Annotated in this window: 19 protein-coding genes and 1 tRNA gene; 18 read left to right on the top strand and 2 right to left on the bottom strand. The window is 44.4% G+C overall.

From position 1 onward, the window contains the following. Positions 1 to 147 precede the first annotated feature (147 nt). From PG840_RS00665 to PG840_RS00655, 3 genes are read left to right on the top strand one after another with little or no spacing between them, the layout of a single operon-like run. The gene (locus tag PG840_RS00665) at positions 148 to 981 is read left to right on the top strand and encodes a membrane protein (RefSeq protein ID WP_008372258.1); all 834 of its coding nucleotides are present in this window, start codon (positions 148 to 150) and stop codon (positions 979 to 981) included. A 43-nt stretch (positions 982 to 1,024) separates the two neighbouring features. Continuing rightward, positions 1,025 to 2,461, top strand: coding sequence for a pyruvate kinase (gene pyk, locus PG840_RS00660; protein WP_270205076.1), 1,437 nt, complete (start codon positions 1,025 to 1,027; stop codon positions 2,459 to 2,461). 20 nt (positions 2,462 to 2,481) lie between these two features. After that, complete coding sequence (locus PG840_RS00655; protein WP_270613246.1) at positions 2,482 to 3,783, top strand: diaminopimelate decarboxylase; 1,302 nt, start codon at positions 2,482 to 2,484, stop codon at positions 3,781 to 3,783. 377 nt (positions 3,784 to 4,160) lie between these two features. Here the strand turns inward: PG840_RS00655 and PG840_RS00650 are convergent. After that, a tRNA-Leu gene (locus PG840_RS00650) sits at positions 4,161 to 4,243 on the bottom strand. A 231-nt stretch (positions 4,244 to 4,474) separates the two neighbouring features. On the opposite strand from PG840_RS00650, the gene polA reads away from it, so the two are divergent. From polA to PG840_RS00620, 6 genes are read left to right on the top strand one after another with little or no spacing between them, the layout of a single operon-like run. Continuing rightward, entirely contained in the window at positions 4,475 to 7,099 is a 2,625-nt protein-coding gene (gene polA, locus PG840_RS00645; RefSeq protein ID WP_211133787.1) for a DNA polymerase I, read from the top strand. 12 nt (positions 7,100 to 7,111) lie between these two features. Beyond that, positions 7,112 to 7,702, top strand: coding sequence for a dephospho-CoA kinase (gene coaE / locus PG840_RS00640; RefSeq protein ID WP_008372230.1), 591 nt, complete (start codon positions 7,112 to 7,114; stop codon positions 7,700 to 7,702). Positions 7,703 to 7,722: 20 nt separating this feature from the next. Continuing rightward, entirely contained in the window at positions 7,723 to 8,520 is a 798-nt protein-coding gene (locus PG840_RS00635; protein ID WP_270205075.1) for an MBL fold metallo-hydrolase, read from the top strand. Positions 8,521 to 8,562: 42 nt separating this feature from the next. Further along, positions 8,563 to 8,835 carry an ACT domain-containing protein gene (locus PG840_RS00630; protein ID WP_117556694.1) on the top strand — a complete coding sequence of 91 codons (273 nt, stop codon included), beginning with the start codon at positions 8,563 to 8,565 and terminating at the stop codon, positions 8,833 to 8,835. 11 nt (positions 8,836 to 8,846) lie between these two features. After that, a complete protein-coding gene (locus tag PG840_RS00625; RefSeq protein ID WP_117556696.1) occupies positions 8,847 to 10,211 on the top strand; it encodes a PFL family protein in 1,365 nt (454 codons plus the stop codon). A gap of 17 nt (positions 10,212 to 10,228) precedes the next feature. Further along, positions 10,229 to 11,101 carry a DegV family protein gene (locus tag PG840_RS00620; protein WP_008372222.1) on the top strand — a complete coding sequence of 291 codons (873 nt, stop codon included), beginning with the start codon at positions 10,229 to 10,231 and terminating at the stop codon, positions 11,099 to 11,101. Positions 11,102 to 11,176: 75 nt separating this feature from the next. Here the strand turns inward: PG840_RS00620 and PG840_RS00615 are convergent, their stop codons facing one another. Next, positions 11,177 to 12,475: a nucleotidyltransferase gene (locus tag PG840_RS00615; RefSeq protein ID WP_195502536.1), complete on the bottom strand. Its 1,299-nt coding sequence runs from the start codon at positions 12,473 to 12,475 to the stop codon at positions 11,177 to 11,179. A 200-nt stretch (positions 12,476 to 12,675) separates the two neighbouring features. Here PG840_RS00615 and PG840_RS00610 point away from each other — a divergent pair, with 200 nt between their 5' ends. From PG840_RS00610 to ilvA, 9 genes are all read left to right on the top strand, one after another. Beyond that, positions 12,676 to 13,863 carry an acetate kinase gene (locus PG840_RS00610; RefSeq protein ID WP_008372212.1) on the top strand — a complete coding sequence of 396 codons (1,188 nt, stop codon included), beginning with the start codon at positions 12,676 to 12,678 and terminating at the stop codon, positions 13,861 to 13,863. Between the two features lie 97 nt (positions 13,864 to 13,960). Next, entirely contained in the window at positions 13,961 to 14,488 is a 528-nt protein-coding gene (locus PG840_RS00605; protein WP_055156626.1) for a YceD family protein, read from the top strand. 3 nt (positions 14,489 to 14,491) lie between these two features. After that, positions 14,492 to 14,674, top strand: coding sequence for a 50S ribosomal protein L32 (rpmF, locus tag PG840_RS00600; RefSeq protein ID WP_008372209.1), 183 nt, complete (start codon positions 14,492 to 14,494; stop codon positions 14,672 to 14,674). A 141-nt stretch (positions 14,675 to 14,815) separates the two neighbouring features. Continuing rightward, positions 14,816 to 15,841 carry a phosphate acyltransferase PlsX gene (plsX, locus tag PG840_RS00595; protein WP_022219879.1) on the top strand — a complete coding sequence of 342 codons (1,026 nt, stop codon included), beginning with the start codon at positions 14,816 to 14,818 and terminating at the stop codon, positions 15,839 to 15,841. Between the two features lie 21 nt (positions 15,842 to 15,862). Then, on the top strand, positions 15,863 to 16,093 hold the full coding sequence (gene acpP / locus PG840_RS00590; protein ID WP_008372189.1) for an acyl carrier protein: 231 nt from the start codon (positions 15,863 to 15,865) through the stop codon (positions 16,091 to 16,093). Positions 16,094 to 16,160: 67 nt separating this feature from the next. Further along, positions 16,161 to 16,856, top strand: coding sequence for a ribonuclease III (rnc, locus tag PG840_RS00585; RefSeq protein ID WP_022219880.1), 696 nt, complete (start codon positions 16,161 to 16,163; stop codon positions 16,854 to 16,856). Positions 16,857 to 16,863: 7 nt separating this feature from the next. Next, complete coding sequence (gene smc, locus PG840_RS00580) at positions 16,864 to 20,424, top strand: chromosome segregation protein SMC (protein WP_270205073.1); 3,561 nt, start codon at positions 16,864 to 16,866, stop codon at positions 20,422 to 20,424. Positions 20,425 to 20,440: 16 nt separating this feature from the next. Continuing rightward, positions 20,441 to 21,394, top strand: a complete 954-nt coding sequence (ftsY, locus tag PG840_RS00575; RefSeq protein WP_022219882.1) for a signal recognition particle-docking protein FtsY — start codon at positions 20,441 to 20,443, stop codon at positions 21,392 to 21,394. Between the two features lie 4 nt (positions 21,395 to 21,398). Then, a complete protein-coding gene (gene ilvA, locus PG840_RS00570) occupies positions 21,399 to 22,613 on the top strand; it encodes a threonine ammonia-lyase (RefSeq protein WP_008372180.1) in 1,215 nt (404 codons plus the stop codon). Positions 22,614 to 22,642: the final 29 nt, after the last annotated feature.

Genomic DNA, 22,642 nt, shown 5'->3' with positions numbered 1-22,642 from the left:
AACAGAAGTTGTGTATGGCATTGTAGAAAAAAGTGCCTGGAAGTGAACAAAAGATGTAAATTATGTGAAAAGAGAGTAAAGAGGTGGAATGGAATTGACAAAGTAAAAAGCAGACGATAAAATAACATACGTGGAAGGAGATTTTGAATGAAGAACTGGTTAGATAAAATGGAGCGCAGGTTCGGGCGCTATGCAATTAGAAATCTTACGATGTATCTGCTTGCAGGCTATGCGATCGGATATCTTTTGAGTTTTACGATGCCACAGCTTCTTACTTATTTTACACTGGAACCGGCACTGATTTTGAAAGGGCAGGTGTGGCGACTTCTAAGCTGGGTGATCATCCCGCCGAATGACAATATTATTTTTGTTATCTTTATGATGCTGTTATACTATTCCCTTGGTAATACGCTGGAAAGCTACTGGGGGGCATTTCGTTACAATGTTTACATTTTTTCAGGAATATTATTTACAGTTATTGGAGCCTTTATTGTGAATGGACTGATCGGAGGCATTACCGGATTTGGAAGCCTTTACAGTACTTACTATATCAATATGTCCATTTTCCTTGCATGTGCATCCATCATGCCGGATTATCAGCTTTTGCTTTACGGCATTATCCCGATCAAGATGAAGTGGCTTGCAATTCTGGATGTGGTTCTGCTTGCGGTAGACGCAGTGCAGGGCGGTCTGATCATACGGATCGTGATCATCGCATCCCTTTTGAACTTTATTATTTTCTTTTTCTGCAACCGGAATCTGCGTGGACACAGTCCGAAACAGGCTGCCCGCAGAAAGAAATTCCAGAAGCAGATAAGCCGTCCGCAGAATCAGTATGCAGGCGGTGCAAAGCACAGATGTGCAGTGTGCGGTCGTACGGAACTTGACGATCCGACATTGGAGTTCCGTTATTGTTCAAAGTGTAACGGGAATTATGAATATTGCCAGGACCATCTTTTCACACACGAACATGTGAAGTAGAGTTCTAACATAGAATCAAATTGAATAATAAGAGGAGGAAACAATGAAAAAAACCAAGATTGTTTGTACAATGGGACCAAACACCAACGACAGAGAAATGATGAGAAAGCTGATCCAGAATGGAATGAATGTGGCACGTTTCAATTTCTCACATGGTGATCATGAAGAACAGAAGTTCAGAATGGATATGCTCAAAGAGCTTCGTGAAGAGGAACATACAAACACTGCAATCCTTCTGGATACAAAGGGACCGGAAATTCGTACAGGAATCCTGAAAGACGGAAAGAAGATTACTTTAAAAGAAGGAGAAACCTTCACTCTGACAACAGAAGATATCGTAGGAGATAATAAGAGAGTATCTATCACATATAAGGGACTGGTACAGGATATTTATAAAGGCTGTACCATTCTGATCGACGATGGCCTGATCGGACTTCGTGTAGAGAGCAAGACAGAGACAGAGATTGTCTGTTCTGTAGTAAATGGTGGAGAACTTGGTGAAAAAAAAGGTGTTAACGTACCGAACGTAGCCATTCGTCTTCCGGCTATTACAGAAAAAGATAAGGATGATATCCGTTTCGGTGTAGAGCAGGATATTGACTTTATCGCAGCATCATTTGTAAGAAATGCAGAGTGTGTACTTGAGATCAAGGCATACTTAAAAGAACTCGGCGCTCCGTATATTCCAATCATTGCAAAGGTAGAGAACGCAGAAGGTATTGAGAATATTGATGAGATCATCCGTGCGGCTGATGGTATCATGGTGGCACGTGGAGATCTTGGTGTAGAGATTCCGGCAGAGGAAGTGCCGCATCTCCAGAAAATGATCATCCAGAAATGTAATGACAACTTTAAGACGGTTATCACTGCAACACAGATGCTGGATTCTATGATGCGTAATCCGCGTCCGACAAGAGCGGAAGTGACGGACGTTGCCAATGCGGTATACGACGGAACAGATGCAGTTATGCTTTCCGGAGAGACAGCACAGGGAAAATATCCTCTGGAAGCACTCCAGATGATGGTTCATATTGTAGAGACGACAGAGGAACATCTGGATTATGATTCTATTCTTGTTAAAGCCGGCGATCATCTGAAATCAGGTGTGTCCAGTGCGATCGGATATGCTTCTGTTCTTGCGGCAGCGAACCTGAATGCAAGATGCATCATCACTCCATCTGTATCCGGTGCAACAACAAGGGTTGTATCCAACCTTCGTCCGAGACAGGAAATCCTTGGAATTACACCGAACGAACGTACCCTTCGCCGGATGTCGATCTACTGGGGAGTAAGAGCACTGAAGTCCTTGGAATTCCATACAACAGATGATATCTGCAGCGGGGCAATTGATCTTGCACAGGCAAAGAAATGTGTGGACAGTGGAGATATTGTGGTCCTGACAGCTGGTATTCCTTCACCGAGCGTACAGCGTGAAAAGGGTTCTGTAAGTAATATGATGCGTATTGCAACCATCGACTAAACGAAAGAGAGATGAACAGGATGAAAAAAGAACCATTCGTAACAAAGACACAGTTAGATGAAATCGTAAAAGAATATCCGACTCCGTTTCATCTTTATGATGAGAAAGGGATCCGAGAAAATGTAAAAGCACTCAAAGAAGCATTTGTATGGAACAAAGGATATAAAGAATATTTTGCAGTAAAGGCAACTCCAAACCCATATATCCTCAATATTTTAAAAGAATATGGATGCGGATGTGACTGCTCTTCCTATACAGAGCTTTTAATGTCTGAGTCTGTCGGACAGGTTGGAGAAAATATTATGTTTTCTTCCAATGATACACCGGCAGAGGAATTTGCACTTGCTGATAAGCTCGGCGCGATCATCAACCTGGACGATATTACACACATTGATTTTCTGGAAAAGACGATCGGAAAGATTCCGGAGACAATCAGCTGCCGTTATAATCCGGGTGGACTTTTCAAAATTTCCAACAGCATTATGGATAATCCGGGAGATGCCAAATACGGTATGACAACTGAACAGATTTTTGAGGCATTCAAGATCCTGAAGTCCAAAGGCGCAAAAGAGTTCGGTATCCATGCATTCCTTGCAAGTAATACTGTAACTAATGAATATTATCCGACACTTGCACGTACTTTGTTTGAAGTAGCAGTTAAGCTTCAGAAGGAGACCGGTGTACATATCAAGTTCATCAACCTTTCCGGTGGTGTGGGAATCCCTTACAAACCGGACCAGGAACCGAACGATATCAAGGTGATCGGTGAAGGTGTAAGAAAAGTGTACGAAGAGGTTCTTGTTCCGGCTGGAATGGGCGATGTGGCAATTTACACAGAGCTTGGCCGTTTTATGCTTGGACCTTATGGATGCCTTGTGACAAAAGCAATCCATGAAAAGCATACGCACAAAGAGTACATCGGTGTAGATGCATGTGCTGCAAACCTGATGCGTCCGGCTATGTATGGTGCCTACCATCACATCACTGTCGTGGGTAAAGAAAATGAACCATGCGATCATACTTACGATGTGACTGGTTCTCTGTGCGAGAATAATGATAAATTTGCAATCGACCGTCAGCTTCCGAAGATTGACATGGGAGATCTGCTTGTGATCCATGATACCGGAGCACATGGATTCTCTATGGGATATAATTACAACGGACGTCTTCGTTCCGCAGAAGTTCTTCTGAAAGAGGACGGAGGTACACAGCTGATCCGCAGAGCAGAGACTCCGATGGATTACTTTGCAACTTTCGACTGCTTCCCGGTTTATGAGGAACTTAAGAAGAATACGGAAGAAGCGGATAAGCTCGGAAAATAGAATTATAAGGTGAGATAGAAAATGCCCCTGGATTTGATCCAGGGGCAAAAATTTATACAAAAAAATCTGACGTAATATTTCAAATTTAATGGAAAAGATGTTGGGGTCAAGAGGATTTCTGACCTTTTGACCCTGGTATTATGGAAAACATTTTAATACAAAATAAAAAGCACATCACTTGAAATTCTTCCATATGCCGTTGAGCTTGCCCTTTATACCGAAATGCGTGTAGGTGAACTTTCAGGATTGATGTGGAACGACATTGACGAAGTCAACAAAAAAGGTAATCAAAAAGGTAATCAAAAGTAACCAAACACTCTGAATGTAAAAATCCCTGAAACCCTTGGTTTATAAGGGCTTCAGGGATGTTGGATAACTGCCGGCAGCGGGACTTGAACCCGCACGCGGTCACCCGCAACAGATTTTGAGTCTGCCTCGTCTGCCATTCCGACATGCCGGCTTAACTAAAGATTCAATAAGAACCGAAAATAATGATAGCATATTTGCTATTGGTTCGCAAGTATTTTTTGAAAATATATTTCTTAAGATCCTGTTCATATAATATTTGTAAATGGATTTATTTAGGAATATTGAAAATATATCAAAAAAATGTCATAATGAGATGTTGTATATTTGAACGAATAGATAGAAAAGATAGAAGTAAGTGATGAGACTTACAGAGAGGCAGTTGATTATGAGCAAAATCGTATTGATAGACGGACACAGTATTCTGAACAGGGCGTTTTTCGGACTTCCGGATCTGACAAATGCGGAAGGACTCCATACGAATGCAATATATGGATTCTTAAATATTATGTTCAAGATCCTGGAGGAGGAAAAGCCGGAGTATCTGACCGTTGCATTTGATGTGCATGCGCCGACTTTCCGCCATAAGATGTTTGAGGCGTATAAGGGGACGAGAAAGCCGATGGCAGAAGAACTCAGACAGCAGGTACCGTTGATGAAGGAAGTTCTGCATGCTATGGGAATCCGGACGATCGAGCAGGAAGGGCTGGAGGCAGATGACCTTCTTGGAACGCTGTCCAAAAGATGCGAGCGAATGGGGATGGAAGTGGTCATTATTTCCGGAGACAGAGATCTTCTCCAGCTTGCTACAGACCATGTTGAGATCCGGATTCCGAAGACAAAACGGACCGGAACTGAGATCGAGAATTATTATGCAGTGGACGTAAAAGAAAAATACCAGGTGACACCGACAGAATTTATCGATGTGAAAGCATTGATGGGAGATACTTCAGATAATATCCCAGGGGTGCCGGGAGTCGGAGAAAAGACGGCGACCAAGATTATTGTAGAATACGGATCTATTGAAAATGCCTACAAGCATGCATCCGAACTGAAGCCGCCGAGAGCATCGAAAAATCTGGTGGAATACTGGGATCAGGCACAAATGAGTAAGGTGCTGGCGACAATCGATGTAGACGCGGATTTTGCTTATGAACTGGAAGAGGCGAAGCTTGGAAATCTTTATACAGAGGAAGCTTATGTCTATTTCCAGAGACTGCAGTTCAAGAATCTGCTGAATCGTTTTGATGTGCAGAGTGAGAATTCGATTGAAGATGCATTTGTGATCGCTGTGGGAAAAGAAGAAATTCAGAAAATCTTTGCGGAGGCAGAAAAAGCGCAGACGGTGGGAGCCGTTCTTTACAAAGACACCAGAAATGTACTTCCGCTGTTTGCAGGAAATGCTGAGATAGGTGGAATTGGAATTTCGTTTGGAAAAGAGAAGATCTACTGTATTCCGGCAGGAAATGGATACAGCATGGAGGAACTTCTGGAGGCACTTGTACATGTGGCAAAGCATGCCGGACGGTTTGTGGTGTTTGATCTGAAGTCATCCCTGCCTTATCTGAAAGGATTAGAAGGAGCAGCAGAGGAGAAGTGCTTTGACAGTATTGTAGCAGCTTACCTCCTGAATCCGTTGAAAAATGATTATGGATTTGAAGATGTGGCACAGGAGCATCTTGGATTGATGATCGATCCGAAGACAGAACTGGAAAAAATGGTCTGTTATGAAGCCTATGCTGCATTTGCGTCATCGGAAGTTTTGGAAGAAAAGCTGAAAAAAGAGGAAATGTGGAAGCTTTTTACAGAAATAGAGATGCCGCTTGTATTTACTCTGTTCCACATGGAGCAGAATGGGGTGCGTGTAGAAGCAGAAGAACTGAAAAGCTATGGAGAACAGCTTGGCGGAAAAATCGTACAGTTGGAAAAGGAAATTTATGAGCTTGCCGGGGAAGAATTTAATATCAATTCACCAAAGCAGCTGGGCGTGGTCCTTTTTGAACATCTGTCCCTCCCAAATGGAAAGAAGACGAAAACAGGATATTCGACGGCAGCAGACGTACTGGATAAGCTGGCACCGGATTATCCGATCGTGGCAAAAATCCTGGAATATCGTCAGCTTGCCAAGCTGAAATCGACTTATGCAGATGGGCTTGCCGTGTTTATTCATGAAGATGATCACCGGATCCATGGAAAATTCAATCAGACAGTCACAGCGACCGGACGTATCAGCAGTACAGAGCCAAACCTGCAGAATATCCCGGCGAGGGTAGAACTTGGACGGCTGATCCGTAAAGTATTTGTGCCGGAAGAGGGATATGTGTTTGTAGATGCTGATTATTCGCAGATAGAACTGCGTGTGCTGGCACATTGCTCCGGAGATGCAGCACTGATCGAAGCATACCGGGAGGCAAAGGACATTCACCGGATCACAGCTTCTCAGGTGTTTCATACTCCGTTTGATGAAGTGACCGATCTGCAGAGGCGAAATGCAAAAGCAGTCAACTTTGGTATTGTTTATGGGATCAGTTCTTTTGGACTGAGCCAGGATTTAAGTATTACGAGAAAAGAAGCGGCCGAATATATTGACCGTTATTTTGAAACCTATCCGGGCATCAAGAAATTTTTGGATGATGCAGTTGCTCATGCAAAAGAACAGGGATATGTTGTGACCTTATTTGGCAGAAGAAGACCGGTTCCGGAGCTGTCTTCCAGCAATTTTATGCAGAGACAATTCGGGGAACGTGTGGCAATGAATTCTCCGATCCAGGGAACGGCTGCAGATATCATGAAAATCGCAATGATCGCTGTGGACAAAGAGCTTCGCATGAGAAACATGAAATCCAGGCTGGTTCTGCAGGTACACGACGAACTTCTGATCGAGACATGGAAGGAAGAGGAAGAGGAAGTGCGGGAGATCCTGAAAGAAGGCATGATGCATGCGGCAGATCTTTCCGTTCCGCTTGAAATTGACATGCATAGTGGAAAAAATTGGTATGAGGCAAAATAGAAGGAAACAGATATGAGAAAAATAGGAATAACAGGAGGTATTGGTTCCGGGAAGAGCAAAGTACTCGACTTTTTAAGTGTAGTGTGCGGTGCGGTGATCTGCCAGTCAGATCTGGTGGCACATCAGGTACAGCTTCCGGGAGAAAAATGTTATCAGAAGGTCGTGGAGACGTTTGGGAAAGAAATTTTAAATCCGGACGGAACGATTGACCGGAAAATTCTCGGCAGAATTGTGTTTGATCAGCCAGAGAAACTGCAAAAGCTTAATGCGATCGTGCATCCGGCGGTCAATGAAAAGATCCGGGAGGAAATGCAGAAGGCGCAGGAAGAGGGAAAAGAGCTTTTTATTCTGGAAGCCGCACTCCTTACGGAACCGGTATATCGTGAGATGTTGGATGAGATCTGGTATATTCATGTGCCACAGGAGATTCGGATGGAGCGACTGAGAAGTTCACGCGGATATTCAGATGAAAAAATGTATGCGGTGTTTGCAAATCAGCCGTCGGAAGAGACATTTACAGCGGTTTCGGATCTTGTGATCGAAAATGGCGGAACCTTTGAAGAAACGGAAAAACAGATAGACTTGGCACTGGGAAGAGGCTAAGAACAGGGAGAAGAAACAAGATGAGATTATGCAGCATTGCCAGTGGCAGCAGCGGAAACTGTATTTATGTGGGGAGCGATCACACGCATCTGCTTGTAGATACAGGAATCAGCAAAAAACGAATTGAGGAAGGCTTAAAGGAACTTGAAATAAAAGGGGAAGAGCTGGATGGAATCCTGATCACCCATGAACATGCAGATCATATTCAGGGACTTGGTGTATTCAGCAGAAAATATGAGATCCCGATCTATGGAACACCGGGAACGATTCGGGGAATCCGTGATTATAAAAATCTCGGGAAAATGCCGGAAGGACTTTACCATGAAATCCAGATAGATAAAGAATTTAAGCTGGGAGATATTGATGTGCATCCATTTGCTATTTCCCATGATGCAAATGAACCGAGCGGCTACCGCTTTGAGCAGGATGGAAAGAAGATCGCGGTAGCAACGGATCTTGGAAAATATGATGAATATACGGTAGAGAACCTGAAGGATTTAAACGCGGTTCTGTTGGAATCTAACCATGATATACATATGCTGGAAGTCGGTCCTTATCCGTACTACCTGAAGCAGAGAGTTCTTGGGGACAGAGGACATTTATCAAATGAATTGTCAGGACGGCTTCTTTGTGATATACTACACAATAACTTGCAGAGTGTATTGCTGGGGCATTTGAGCAAGGAGAATAATTACGAAGAACTTGCGTATGAGACTGTCAGGCTGGAGGTCACTTTGGGGCAGAACCCGTATAAGGGGGATGAGATACCAATCGCAGTTGCAAAAAGGGATCAGGTGTCTGCAGTGATCGAGGTTTAGAAAAAGAAAGTATGCAGGATTGGATTCAGGAGGACAGGCAGAATGAAGAAATGCATTATTACAGTAGTCGGTAAAGATTCGGTAGGAATTATTGCAAAAGTATGTACATACCTGGCAGAGACCAATATCAATATTTTAAATATTTCCCAGGCGATCGTGGATGGGTATTTTAATATGATGGCGGTTGCAGATGTGGAAAATTCAAAAAAAGAACTGGATATCGTAGCGGTAGAACTTCGTGATATCGGCTTACAGATCGGTGTCAATATTCATTGTCAGAGAGAAGAGATTTTTGAAAAAATGCACAGAGTGTAAGGAGAACCGCTATGATTAATTTTTACGAAGTAGTAGAAACAAACCAGATGATCGAAGAAGAAAATCTGGATGTAAGAACAATCACATTGGGTATCAGTCTGATGGACTGTATTGACTCAGATCTGGACAGACTGAATGAAAAGATATATAAAAAAATCACAACACTTGCAAAGGATCTTGTATCGACAGGAGAGAAGATCGAAAGTGAATTTGGAATTCCGATCGTTAATAAGCGGATTTCCATTACACCGGTTGCACTTGTTGGCGGTTCAGCCTGCAAAAAAACAGAGGATTTTGTGACGATCGCAGAGACACTGGATAAAGCAGCAAAGGAAGTCGGTGTAAACTTTATCGGAGGATACTCTGCAATCGTATCCAAGGGAATGACAAAGAGCGATGAACTCCTGATCCGTTCCATTCCGATGGCAATGGCAAAGACAGAGCGTGTGTGCAGTTCGGTCAATGTAGGTTCGACAAAGACTGGTATTGATATGGATGCAGTCCGTCTTTGCGGCGAGATTGTAAAAGAGACAGCAGAGGCGACAAAGGACAAGGATTCGATTGGCTGTGCAAAATTTGTAGTTTTATGTAATGCACCGGATGATAACCCGTTTATGGCAGGGGCTTTTTTAGGTGTTACCGAAGGAGATGCCGTGATCAATGTCGGTGTCAGCGGACCTGGTGTTGTAAAAAGAGCGATTGAAAAATGTCGTGGCGAGGGTTTTCAGGAACTTTGTGATACGATCAAGAAGACCGCATTTAAGGTGACAAGGGTTGGTCAGCTTGTAGCCGGAGAAGCTTCCAAAAGGCTTGGTATTCCGTTCGGAATCATTGACCTGTCACTTGCACCGACACCGGCTGTTGGCGATTCAGTAGCGGAGATTCTGGAAGAAATCGGACTTGAGAGAGTTGGCGCACCAGGAACAACAGCAGCACTTGCTATGCTGAACGATCAGGTGAAAAAAGGTGGCGTTATGGCGTCTTCCTATGTAGGAGGTTTAAGCGGAGCTTTTATTCCGGTCAGTGAGGATAAAGGAATGATCGATGCAGTCAATGCCGGATCTCTTTGTATAGAAAAGCTGGAGGCGATGACTTGTGTCTGCTCGGTAGGACTTGATATGATCGCTATTCCGGGTAAGACGAAAGCTACTACGATTTCCGGGATCATTGCGGATGAGATGGCGATCGGAATGGTCAATCAGAAGACAACGGCGGTTCGTGTGATACCTGTAGTTGGAAAGGATGTTGGAGATATGGCAGAGTTTGGTGGCCTTTTGGGATATGCGCCGATCATGCCGGTCAATGAATTTGACTGCAGTGCATTTGTGAATCGAAAGGGAAGAATTCCTGCACCGATACATAGTTTTAAAAATTAGAAAGAGGTAAAGAGAGCATGGGGAAAGTTGCGATTGTAACAGATAGTAACAGTGGAATTACACAGGCAGAAGGAAAGAAGATGGGAATTTACGTACTTCCGATGCCATTCTATATCAATGAGGAGTTGTTTTACGAGGATATCACACTCACGCAGGAGGAGTTTTATGAAAAACTGGCAGGAGATGCAGATATTAAGACTTCCCAACCGGCTCCCGGAGATGTAATGGATATGTGGGACAAGGCGCTGGAGGAATATGATGAGGTTGTGCATATTCCGATGTCAGCCGGTCTTAGCAGTTCATGTGAGACTGCAATCATGCTTTCCCAGGACTATGATGGAAAAGTACAGGTCGTAAATAATCACCGGATTTCTGTTACGCAGCGAAGATCGGTGGAAGAGGCGAAAAAGCTTGCAGATGCTGGAAAGAGCGCGGCAGAAATTAAAGAACTGTTAGAAGCGATCCAGTGGGACAGTGATATCTATATTACAGTAGATACTTTAAAATACCTGAAGAAAGGCGGCAGACTTACACCGGCAGCTGCAGCGATTGGAACGGTTCTGAACCTGAAGCCAGTTCTCCGTCTTAAAGGAGAAAAGCTGGATGCGTTTGCGAAGTCAAGAGGATGGAAGAGTGCAAAGAAGACGATGATCAAGACAATTAATGAGATTCGTACTTCAGAATTCGGAGATTGTGATGGAAAAAAAGATCTGTATCTGGATGCAGCTTACACAGGAGACCGCAAGGAGGCACAGGAATGGCTGGATGAGCTTCATGAAGCATTTCCGGAGTTTGAAATCCGGATGGATCCACTGTCGTTGAGTGTGGCATGCCATATCGGACCTGGAGCCAGGGCGGTGACTCTTACCAAAATTCTTCATGTGAACTAAATGAGAAAGAGACTTTTTGCACAAACATGCGTAGTAGTGGTGTGCAAAAAGTCTCTTTTTGACAAAGGGGAAGGGTTAAATAATTTGCAACTGCTTCTGGTATTCATTTGTAAAAGGTGTGCCAAATTTCTCGGTAATTATGGATTCATACAGGTCTGATGCGAAAATGTCCAGGTTCAGGAGGACCTGGGTGGCGGAGGTGAGATCTCTGGCATCTGCGAGCTTTGTGATCAGAGGGATGGTGGCATACTCTTTGATCTCTTTAAGAATTTGAGTATCTTTTTTTTGAAAACCGAGTACGCGGGCATAAAGGGCGGATGTGGATGACCGCTCTTTTTTTGCTTTGCCGGAAATGTTGCCGGAATCTTCTACAAAACAGAAAGGAGGCTCATGTCGGAAGGTGTCCTTTTCTATGCCGAGCAGGATGTGCAGCAGGGCGCGGCTGATCCGGGTGTAGGTAAGCTCTCTGGTTTTCAGAAGATCGCAGAAGGAACTCCAGGTAGCAAAATCATTTCTCTGATTGATGATCCGGTTGGCGAGGTCTTTGCTGACATCAAGGTAATCGGTCAGAGAGGAAGCACTCTCACAGAGCAGTCGATACTTTAGCAGGAGCGAAAAATCATCCTGGGTAACCGGAAGTGAGGACTGGTAATTCTTTCGCAGCAGATCTGAAGAAGCGGGCGGAAGTTGTCCTGCGACGGATGAAAAAGCATCTTCTGGTAAAGATGGATTCAGAATTCGGTTGCGGATCGCAGTTGCGGAACTGAAGGTTTCGCGGAGGTCAGTATCATTGTAGCCGGATCCCTTGCGGGGAATCGCGAAAGGCTGGATCGGACTTTTGAAATACCGGAGCGCTTTTAAGTATTCAATCCCAAGAGTATTGTTTGGTGAGGACAGGATTTCGGCAAGGGACGGATCCTTTGTATAGACACTTAGGGCAGTCTGGCGTGCCTGCGGAAACGGTCGGCCTTTTCGCAGCTCATCCTGCAGGAGCTGCCGGTAGACTTCTGGCTCTTCGGAAAGAATCCGGGCAAGCCGATTGAGTTTTTTGATATCGCCACACTCACTGCCAAAGCAGAGATAGGAAATACAGCCAAGACTGTTAAAAATAGAAACGGCACCTCTTGCAAACAACTCTGCACTGCCACAGGAAAAAAGGACCGGGAGCTCCAGAATGAGTGATGCACCGCCAAGAAGGGCAGCTTTTGCCCGCAAATGCTTTGGTGCGATAGCAGGGGCGCCACGCTGGACGAAGTCACCACTCATAAGGACAACTGCCGCATCTGCCCCCGTTTTTTGAAGTGCCTGGTCTATATGATACTGATGTCCGTTGTGGAACGGATTATATTCTGCGATGATACCGACGATTTTCATACTTTTAACTAAAATCTCCTTTGTGTTGTTTGTGAAAAGATTATACTATAAAAAGAGTTTTTGTGCAAAAAACATTGTACTGGAAAATATTACGTGAAAAAAATAACATTACTTGTATACAATGTGTGCAAGGAGTATAATTAAGAATAGAGTGTGAGTTCTAATAAAGAAAATTCTAGTACCAGAAGGGAGAAACATCAATGAATGTATTAGTAATCAACTGCGGAAGTTCATCACTGAAGTTCCAGCTCATCAACTCAGAATCGGAGGCGGTTCTCGCAAAAGGTCTTTGCGAAAGAATCGGTATTGACGGAAGACTTACCTATCAGCCGGCAGGTGGAGAGAAGAATGTATCTGAAAAGGCTATGCCTACACATACAGAAGCAATCCAGTTCGTAATCGACGCGCTGACAGATGCAGATACAGGTGTTGTTAAGAGCCTTGACGAAATCGGAGCAGTCGGACATCGTGTTGTTCACGGCGGAGAAAAGTTTGCAAAATCTGTAGTTGTAACACCGGAAGTAAAAGCTGCGATCGCAGAGTGCAATGACCTTGCACCACTTCACAACCCGGCAAACTTAATCGGAATCGAAGCTTGTGAAAGTCTGATGCCGGGCACACCACAGGTTGTTGTATTTGATACTGCTTTTCATCAGACAATGCCTGAGAAAGCTTATATGTATGGACTTCCATATGAATATTATGAAAAATACAAAGTAAGACGTTACGGATTCCACGGAACAAGCCACAGCTTCGTATCTAAGAGAGTAGCTGAGATTGTTGGAAAACCATACAACGCAACAAAGACGATCGTATGCCATCTTGGTAATGGAGCATCTGTTTCAGCAGTGCTTAACGGAGAATCAGTAGATACCTCTATGGGACTTACTCCGTTGGAAGGTCTTGTAATGGGAACACGTTCCGGAGATATTGATCCGGCGATCATGGAATTCATTGCTAAGAAAGAAAACCTTGACATTGCAGGAATTATGAATGTCCTGAACAAGAAATCAGGTGTGGAAGGTGTATCCGGTGTATCCAGCGACTTCCGTGATCTTGAGGCAGCAGCAAAAGCAGGCAACAAGCGTGCAGAACTTGCAATCGACGTATTTGCATACAGAGTAGCAAAATATGTTGGTGCTTACACAGCAGCAATGAACGGTGTTGATAATATCGTATTTACAGCAGGTATCGGTGAGAACTGTGCACTTGTAAGAACAAAAGTCTGCAGCTATCTTGGATATCTTGGAATTACAATCGATGAAGAAGCAAATGGAAAACGTGGAGAAGAGATCGTAATCTCTACACCAGATTCCAAAGTGAAAGTTCTTGTAGTTCCGACAAACGAAGAACTTGCAATTGCAAGAGAGACAGTTGCACTTGTATAACAGAAGAAATTAGAAAAAACCTTAAAATCTGTAAATCATCCTTGACAAAAAGAATTTACATGGTATAATAGTTTAGGTGTGAACAGGAGAAAGAATTATGTTAATTGACCTGTCCGAAGTCTTATCTGAACCGCATAAGTCCATTGACGAAGTGGTCGGCACTGAGATGAAAGAAGTGAAGGTGAACGGAAGCAGATTTCCGGTAAGCCGGACACAGCCTGTGCATATTCATGTCGAGTATGCCGGCGAAAAAAAACTTCATATCAGTTGTGAGACAAGTCTTACGGTAATCATTCCGTGTGACAGATGTCTTACAGATGTACCGACAGATTTCACGCTTTCCTTTGAAAAGCAGGTGAATACAGCTCTGGCAGACGGAGAAGATGATGGCGAATCCGATGAAGCGAATTACATTGACGGATATCATCTTGATGTGGAGCAGCTGCTCTATAACGAGATTTTAGTAGGGTGGCCGATGAAAGTTCTATGTAGCGAAGACTGTAAAGGGATTTGCAGTGTATGTGGTCAGAACTTGAATGAGGGAAGCTGCGACTGCGAAGACACCAGTCTTGACCCTAGAATGTCAGTTATCCGCGATCTTTACAAGAATTTTAAGGAGGTGTAACCTATGTCAATTTGTCCAAAGAATAAATCTTCTAAAGCAAGAAGAGACAAGAGAAGAGCAAACTGGAAAATGAGCGCACCGAATCTGGTGAAATGCAGCAAATGTGGAGAACTTATGATGCCACACAGAGTTTGCAAAGCTTGTGGATCTTACAACAAGAGAGAAATCGTTACTGTAGAAAACTAATTAAAAAAGGCTATAGTACAGGAGTTAGGCGTATTGCTTAACTCCTTTTCTTTTTCCTAATTTTCCTAAATCTGCTAAATATTATTGATTTTTACGGTCATGTCTAGTAGAATTGGTTTAGTAATGCTGGGAGGTAACAGTATGAAAGAAATAACAAAAGTTGTTGTCGATGCAATGGGCGGAGACAACGCACCGCATGAGATCATCAAAGGTGCGGTCGAGGCGGTCGGGAAGTCAGATGCGATCCATGTGATCCTGGTCGGAAAAGAAGATGTCATCAATCAGGAACTTTCCGGGTACACATATAATAAAGAACAGATTTCGGTTGTTCATACATCGGAAGTAATTGAGACAGCAGAACCGCCGGTTATGGCGATCCGCAGAAAGAAAGACTCATCCATTGTGGTAGGTCTTAAGATGGTGAAGGATAAAGAAGCTGACGCTTTTGTTTCAGCAGGAAGTTCCGGTGCGGTTCTTGCCGGGGGACAGCTTCTGGTTGGACGTATCAAAGGGGTGGAAAGACCACCGCTTGCACCGCTGATCCCGACAGAAAAAGGATTCTCCATTTTGATCGACTGTGGGGCGAATGTAGATGCAAGACCTTCACATCTGGTGCAGTTTGCCAAGATGGGTTCGATCTATATGGAACATATTATGGGAGTCAAGAATCCGAAGGTTGCGATCGTCAATATCGGAGCTGAGGAAGAAAAGGGTAATGCCCTGGTTAAGGAGACTTTTCCTATGCTGAAAGAATGTAAGGATATTAACTTTATCGGAAGCATCGAAGCGAGAGAAATCCCTCACGGACAGGCAGATGTTATCGTCTGTGAAGCATTTACCGGCAACGTGATCCTGAAACTCTATGAAGGAGTAGCATCGGTTCTTGTAAGCAAGATCAAAGGTGGTATGAAGCAGAATCTCCGCGGCATGATCGGTGGACTTCTGGTTAAGCCGGTGCTGAAAAAGACTATGAAGGATTTTGACGCAAGTGAGTACGGTGGAGCACCACTGCTTGGACTCACCGGTCTGGTAGTAAAGACACACGGCAGTTCCAAGGCAAAAGAAGTCTGCAATTCAATTTTGCAGTGCGTAACCTTCAAAGAAGAAGGAATCAATGAAAAGATCAAAGAATGTATTCAGGCGGAAGAAAAATCCGCACAGGAATAAGCTCAGAAAGGATTAAGAATTATGGAATTTGAAAAACTGAAAGACATTATTGTTGATGTGATGGGATGTAACCCGGATGAAATTACGATGGACACTACATTTGTAGATGATCTGGGAGCTGATTCGCTTGATATTTTCCAGATTATTATGGGAATTGAAGATGCATTTGATATCGAAATTGAAAATGAAGATGCAGAAAAGATCGCAACAGTAGGTGATGCTGTAGAACAGATCAAGAACGCTGTTAACTAAGGAAAATGATTACAGGGGACATCCCCATTTTTGGGGAGTGTCCTTTTTTAAAATTGGAGGAGCAATCATGAGCAGAAATGTAAAGGAACTGGAAGAAAAAATCGGCTACAATTTCAAGGACAGCCATTTGCTCAGACATGCTGTGACGCACAGCTCTTATGTGAATGAAAAGCATATGAAGAAGGCAGACTGTAATGAACGTCTGGAATTCCTTGGAGATGCTGTCCTGGAACTGATTTCAAGCGAATATCTTTTTTTCGAGAACCAGACAATGCCGGAAGGAGAACTGACTAAGTTAAGAGCAAGCATGGTATGCGAGAAGGCACTTGCATTTTGTGCGCGGGATCTGGAACTTGGAAGTTATCTGCTGCTTGGGAAAGGTGAGGACGCGACCGGTGGAAGATTCAGAGAGTCTATTACCTCGGATGCATTGGAAGCACTGATTGGTGCGATTTATCTGGATGGTGGTTTTGCTAATGCGAAAGAGTTTATTTTAAAATATATTTTAAACGACCTGGAAGGGAAACGGCTCTTTTATGATAGCAAGACTATCCTGCAGGAAATGGTACAGGGCGGTCAGGAAAAAGGAATTGTCTACCAGCTGGTAGGAGAAGAGGGACCGGACCACAATAAATCCTTCCGTGTAGAGGTTGTGATCGGCGGAGAAGCCTTTGGATGTGGTATCGGAAGGACCAAAAAGGCTGCCGAACAGGAAGCGGCTTATCAGGCAATCCTGAAGCTGAAAGAAGGAAAGGTACAGTAGGTGAGGCATGTATTTAAAAAGTATTGAAGTACAGGGATTTAAGTCTTTTGCAAATAAGATTGTCTTTGAATTTCATAACGGGATCACCGGAATCGTCGGACCGAACGGAAGTGGGAAAAGTAACGTGGCGGATGCCGTCCGCTGGGTACTCGGAGAGCAGAAGGTGAAGCAGCTCCGTGGAGGTACGATGCAGGATGTTATTTTTTCCGGTACGGAAAACCGGAAACCCCTCAGCTACGCATCGGTTGCGATCACACTGGATAATTCAGATCACAAACTCCCGGTGGAGTTTGAAGAGGTTAAAGTCACAAGAAAGTTGTACCGTTCGGGGGAAAGTGAATACCTGATCAACGGCAGTGTCTGCAGGCTCAAAGATATCAATGAGATGTTTTATGATACAGGTATTGGAAAAGAAGGATATTCGATCATCGGACAGGGACAGATTGACAAGATCCTGAGCGGTAAGCCGGAAGAGAGACGAGAGCTTTTTGATGAGGCGGCCGGGATTGTCAAATTTAAGCGCCGTAAGGCGTTATCTCTTCGCAAACTGGAAGAAGAGCAGAGCAATCTGGTCCGTGTCAATGATATTTTGGGAGAGTTGGAAAAGCAGTTTGGTCCGCTTCAGAAACAGTCGGAGACAGCGAAGGAATATCTGAAAAAGAGAGAAGAACTGAAGCATTATGACATCAATATGTTCCTGGTGGAGATGAAACGTCTGAAGGGGCAGATCCGGGAAAACGATGAGAAGCTGAAGATTGCGCAGAATGAACTCACTGAAGCCGGTAAAAAGCATGAAGATATGAAGGCACAGTATGAGAAGATCGAGCAGGAAGTAGATGAGATCGACGCCGGAATCGAGCATGCAAAAAGTCAGAGAAATGAGACAACACTTCTGAAGCAGCAGTTGGAAAACCAGATCGAGCTTTTAAAAGAGCAGATCAACAGTGTCCGTATGAATGATGAACACTATGAAAAACGCGCAAACGATATTCAGGCAGAGCTTGCAAACCGTGAAAGGCAGAAATCCGAACTGGAAGAAGAAAAAGCAGAGATCGACAGACATCTTGCAGCAGCATCTGAGAGACAAAAGCAGGCAGGAGAGGAGCTGACTGCCCTGCAGAGCCGGATTGCAGAGATGACAGTGGAGATTGAAAAGAATCAGAACGATATCCGTGAGCTTCTGAATAACCGTGCATCCACGAAGGCAAAGCTGCAGCATTATGAAACGACGCTTGAACAGATCAAGGTACGCCGGGCACTGCTTTACAAACGTCTGGTAGAAGCGGAGAGTGATGTACAGAGGCAACAGGAACTTGCCGCGCAGTATACGGAAGAACTGAAGGCAGTATCAGGGAAGATCACGGATTCTGTAGAACAGATCAAAAACTATGAAACAGAGATTGCCGGACTGCAAAAAGAGATCGGACAGGCAAATGAAAACCTGCGAAACAGGCAGAATGCTTATCACAGGGAGTACTCTCGTCTGGAGTCTCTGAGGAACCTTACGGAGCGTTACGATGGTTATGGGAACAGTATCCGTCGTGTGATGGAGCAGAAAAGCCGTGAGCCGAAAATCCTGGGGGTTGTGGCTGATCTGATCAAAGTAGATAAAAAATATGAGACTGCGGTGGAGATCGCACTTGGAGGCAGTATCCAGAATATTGTTACTGCAGACGAAGAGACTGCAAAAAAAATGATTGGTTATCTGAAGCAGAACCGGTATGGCCGTGCAACTTTCCTTCCATTGACAGCGATTCATGGGGGACAGGGATTTGCCAGGGCAGAAGCCCTTCGCGAGCCGGGTGTGATCGGCACGGCGGACAAGCTGGTAACGGTAGAAGATAAATTTACATCTCTTGCAGAGCATCTTCTTGGAAGAACTCTTGTGGCAGACAACATTGATACTGGGATCCGTCTGGCAAGAAAGTATCGTCAGTCTCTGCGTATCGTTACGCTGGAAGGAGATCTGATCAATCCTGGCGGAGCAATGAGTGGTGGAGCATTTAAGAATTCCAGTAATCTGCTCAGCAGAAGACGTGAGATTGAAGAACTGGAAAAGACGGTTGCGCGTCTGAAAACAGAACTCCAGAAATCGGAAGCAGAAGTTGCGGCCGCAAAGGAGAAGCGGACGGCGCTGTATGCAAAGGTGGAAGAAATCCAGCAGGAGTTGCAGAATGACTATGTGGTTCAAAATACTGCGAAGATGAATCTGGACCAGGTAAAAAGCCGTCAAAATGTGACCAGAGAAAATTCAGAAGGAATTTATGCGGAGCGCAAGAAACTGGAAGAACAGGTTCATGAGATCGAGGAAAACGAAGAATCGATCAAAATGGAGCTGGAGACCAGCCAGCAACTGGAGGACGAGCTGACACGCCAGATGGAAAGCTCACAGAAGTGGCTGGAAAAAGAGCGTGAGGCAGAAGCGGCAGAAGTGCGCAAAAATGAAAATATTCACCTCAGTTTTGCTGCATTGGAGCAGAAAAAAGATTTTATCGAGGAGAATTTTGTCCGTATCCGGGAAGAGATGGGAAAATTCCAGGAAGAGCTTGCCACTTTAAATGCAAGCAAAGGAGAGAATCACGGTGAAATAGAGCAAAAGGAAGTACAGATTACCGAGATCCGGCAGACGATAGAGAATTCAAAGGAATTATTTGAGGAAATTAACAAAGAGATCGAAGAATCGCAGAAAAAGCGGGAAGAACTGAATCAGAAGCATAAGGCATTCCTGAAAAAGCGAGAAGATCTGGCAGCTCATATGGCAGAACTTGATAAAGAATCCTTCCGGCTTACCAGCAAGAAAGAAGGCTACGAGGAAGCTTTGGAAAAGCAGATCAATTATATGTGGGAAGAGTACGAACTGACGTATAATCATGCACTGGAAATCCGGGATGAGAGTCTGACAGATCCTGCCGAGATGCGAAGGCGGATCCAGGAATTAAAGACGGAGATCCGGAAACTTGGATCGGTGAACGTCAATGCGATCGAAGATTTTAAAAATCTTTCCGAGCGGTATGAATTTATGAAAACGCAGCATGATGATCTGGTAGAGGCAGAAGCAACGCTCAAGAAGATCATTGAAGAGCTGGACGAGGCGATGCGCAAGCAGTTTACTGAGCAGTTTGCGAAGATCAGCCAGGAGTTTAATCAGGTGTTTAAACAACTGTTCGGTGGTGGAAAAGGAACTCTGGAACTGATGGATGATGAGGATGTGCTGGAAGCCGGAATCCGGATCATTGCGCAGCCGCCGGGTAAAAAACTTCAGAATATGATGCAGCTTTCCGGTGGAGAAAAGGCGTTGACGGCGATTTCGCTGCTGTTTGCAATCCAGAATCTGAAACCTTCCCCGTTTTGTCTGCTGGATGAAATCGAGGCGGCACTGGATGATTCTAATGTCACGCGATTTGCACAGTATTTGCACAAGCTGACGAAAAATACACAGTTTATCGTCATTACACACCGTCGTGGTACGATGACAGCGGCAGACCGGCTGTATGGGATCACTATGCAGGAAAAAGGGGTATCAACGCTGGTATCTGTGGATCTTCTGGAAGATGAGCTTACAAAGTAGTGGATAGGAGGATATGATGGCAGAAGAAAAAATGGGATTTTTTAAGCGTCTGGTAGCAGGACTTAACAAGACGCGCGATAATATCGTGTCTGGAATGGACAGTATTTTTCATGGATTTTCAAAGATAGATGAGGACTTTTATGAGGAACTGGAAGAGGTTCTGATCATGGGAGATCTGGGGGTAAAAGCAACTTACGCGATTCTTGATGATCTTCGTAAAAAAGTAAAAGAACAGCATATCAAAGAGCCGATTGAGTGCAGACAGCTCCTGATCGACAGTATCAAAGAACAGATGGATGTAGGCGAGACAGCTTATGAATTTGAAAACCAGACTTCTGTTGTTCTGGTGATCGGAGTAAATGGAGTCGGAAAGACGACTACTATCGGAAAACTTGCCGGTAAGATGAGAGGTCAGGGCAAGAAAGTTGTGCTTGCTGCAGCAGATACTTTCCGTGCAGCTGCGGGCGATCAATTAAAGGAATGGGCACATCGTTCGGATGCAGATCTGATCGGCGGACAGGAAGGTGCAGATCCGGCAGCCATCGTTTATGATGCGGTAGCGGCTGCAAAAGCGAGAAAGGCAGATATCCTTCTGGTGGATACAGCTGGAAGACTTCACAATAAAAAGAACCTGATGGAGGAACTGAAGAAGATTAACCGTGTGCTGGAAAGAGAATATCCGGAAGCATACAGGGAAACTTTGGTCGTTCTGGATGCAACGACCGGACAGAATGCACTTTCACAGGCAAAGGAATTCAGTGATGTTGCGGATATTACAGGAATTATCCTGACTAAGATGGATGGAACGGCCAAAGGTGGAATTGCAGTTGCAATTCAGGCAGAGCTTGGAATTCCTGTTAAATATATAGGTGTCGGTGAGACAATCGATGATCTGCAGAAATTCGATTCCGACGAATTTGTACAGGCATTATTTACAACAGAAGAAAAGAAGGAAGAAGGAGAAGAATAATAATATGCTGACATTGGAAAAATTTGAAGAAGCAAGCGAGATCGTAAAACGTGTGACACGTCCGACAAAGCTTATCTACAGTGAGTATCTCAGTAGCCAGACCGGGGGAAAGGTCTATTTGAAACCGGAAAATATGCAGTACACAGGTGCATACAAATTAAGAGGAGCTTATTACAAGATCAGCACACTTTCTGAGGAAGATCGTGCAAAAGGTCTGATCACAGCTTCAGCAGGAAACCATGCGCAGGGTGTGGCATATGCGGCAAAAGCGTTTGGATGTAAGGCGACGATTGTTATGCCAACTGTCACTCCGCTGATCAAGGTAAACCGTACCAAGAGCTATGGCGCCGAGGTTGTTTTACACGGAGATGTCTATGACGATGCCTGTGCAAAGGCCTATGAGCTTGCAGAAGAGTACGGATATACTTTTGTACATCCGTTCGATGATCTGGATGTAGCTACCGGACAGGGAACGATTGCAATGGAAATTGTCCAGGAACTCCCGACCGTTGATTATATCCTTGCACCGATCGGGGGCGGCGGACTGATCACAGGTGTATCTACACTTGCGAAAATGCTGAATCCAAAGATCAAAGTGATTGGTGTGGAACCGGCAGAAGCAGCAAGTATGACTGCTGCAATCGAAGCAGGACATACCGTAACACTTCCAAGTGCCAACACGATCGCAGATGGTACAGCAGTAAAAAAAGTCGGGGAACAGAACCTTCCATACGTCATGGAAAATGTAGACCAGATCGTAACTGTAGAAGACGATGAACTGGTCGGAGCATTCCTTGATATGGTGGAAAACCATAAAATGGTAGTAGAAAACTCCGGTCTTCTTTCCGTTGCAGCTTTAAAACAGCTGGATCTGAAAGGTAAGAAAGTAGTATCTATCTTAAGCGGCGGGAACATGGATGTTATTACCATGTCTTCAGTTGTACAGCACGGACTGATCCAGAGAGACCGTATCTTCTCTGTATCGGTACTTCTTCCGGATAAACCGGGTGAACTGGTAAAAGTGGCACAGACGATTGCAGAAGAGCAGGGAAATGTGATCAAACTGGAACATAATCAGTTTGTAAGTATTAACCGGAATGCGGCTGTGGAGCTTCGTGTGACACTGGAAGCATTTGGAACCGATCATAAGAACCGGATCATTGCGGCATTGGAGGCAGCCGGGTTCAGACCGAAGCTGATCAGTGCGAAGTTATATTAGAATGTTTAAGAGGACAGTCTTATCCCCTG

The organism is Coprococcus sp. AM97-35, from assembly GCF_027697525.1.
GTDB lineage: Bacteria > Bacillota > Clostridia > Lachnospirales > Lachnospiraceae > Allocoprococcus > Allocoprococcus comes.
Note: the sequence above shows the minus strand (reverse complement) of the source record. Positions and strands in the feature narration are given on the sequence as shown.

Coding starts and splice junctions, on each gene's coding strand:
- PG840_RS00665 (WP_008372258.1), top strand. CDS start 148: ATGAAGAACTGGTTAGATAAAATGGAGCGCAGGTTCGGGCGCTATGCA.
- pyk (WP_270205076.1), top strand. CDS start 1,025: ATGAAAAAAACCAAGATTGTTTGTACAATGGGACCAAACACCAACGAC.
- PG840_RS00655 (WP_270613246.1), top strand. CDS start 2,482: ATGAAAAAAGAACCATTCGTAACAAAGACACAGTTAGATGAAATCGTA.
- coaE (WP_008372230.1), top strand. CDS start 7,112: ATGAGAAAAATAGGAATAACAGGAGGTATTGGTTCCGGGAAGAGCAAA.
- PG840_RS00635 (WP_270205075.1), top strand. CDS start 7,723: ATGAGATTATGCAGCATTGCCAGTGGCAGCAGCGGAAACTGTATTTAT.
- PG840_RS00630 (WP_117556694.1), top strand. CDS start 8,563: ATGAAGAAATGCATTATTACAGTAGTCGGTAAAGATTCGGTAGGAATT.
- PG840_RS00625 (WP_117556696.1), top strand. CDS start 8,847: ATGATTAATTTTTACGAAGTAGTAGAAACAAACCAGATGATCGAAGAA.
- PG840_RS00620 (WP_008372222.1), top strand. CDS start 10,229: ATGGGGAAAGTTGCGATTGTAACAGATAGTAACAGTGGAATTACACAG.
- PG840_RS00615 (WP_195502536.1), bottom strand. CDS start 12,475: ATGAAAATCGTCGGTATCATCGCAGAATATAATCCGTTCCACAACGGA.
- PG840_RS00610 (WP_008372212.1), top strand. CDS start 12,676: ATGAATGTATTAGTAATCAACTGCGGAAGTTCATCACTGAAGTTCCAG.
- PG840_RS00605 (WP_055156626.1), top strand. CDS start 13,961: ATGTTAATTGACCTGTCCGAAGTCTTATCTGAACCGCATAAGTCCATT.
- rpmF (WP_008372209.1), top strand. CDS start 14,492: ATGTCAATTTGTCCAAAGAATAAATCTTCTAAAGCAAGAAGAGACAAG.
- plsX (WP_022219879.1), top strand. CDS start 14,816: ATGAAAGAAATAACAAAAGTTGTTGTCGATGCAATGGGCGGAGACAAC.
- acpP (WP_008372189.1), top strand. CDS start 15,863: ATGGAATTTGAAAAACTGAAAGACATTATTGTTGATGTGATGGGATGT.
- rnc (WP_022219880.1), top strand. CDS start 16,161: ATGAGCAGAAATGTAAAGGAACTGGAAGAAAAAATCGGCTACAATTTC.
- smc (WP_270205073.1), top strand. CDS start 16,864: ATGTATTTAAAAAGTATTGAAGTACAGGGATTTAAGTCTTTTGCAAAT.
- ftsY (WP_022219882.1), top strand. CDS start 20,441: ATGGCAGAAGAAAAAATGGGATTTTTTAAGCGTCTGGTAGCAGGACTT.
- ilvA (WP_008372180.1), top strand. CDS start 21,399: ATGCTGACATTGGAAAAATTTGAAGAAGCAAGCGAGATCGTAAAACGT.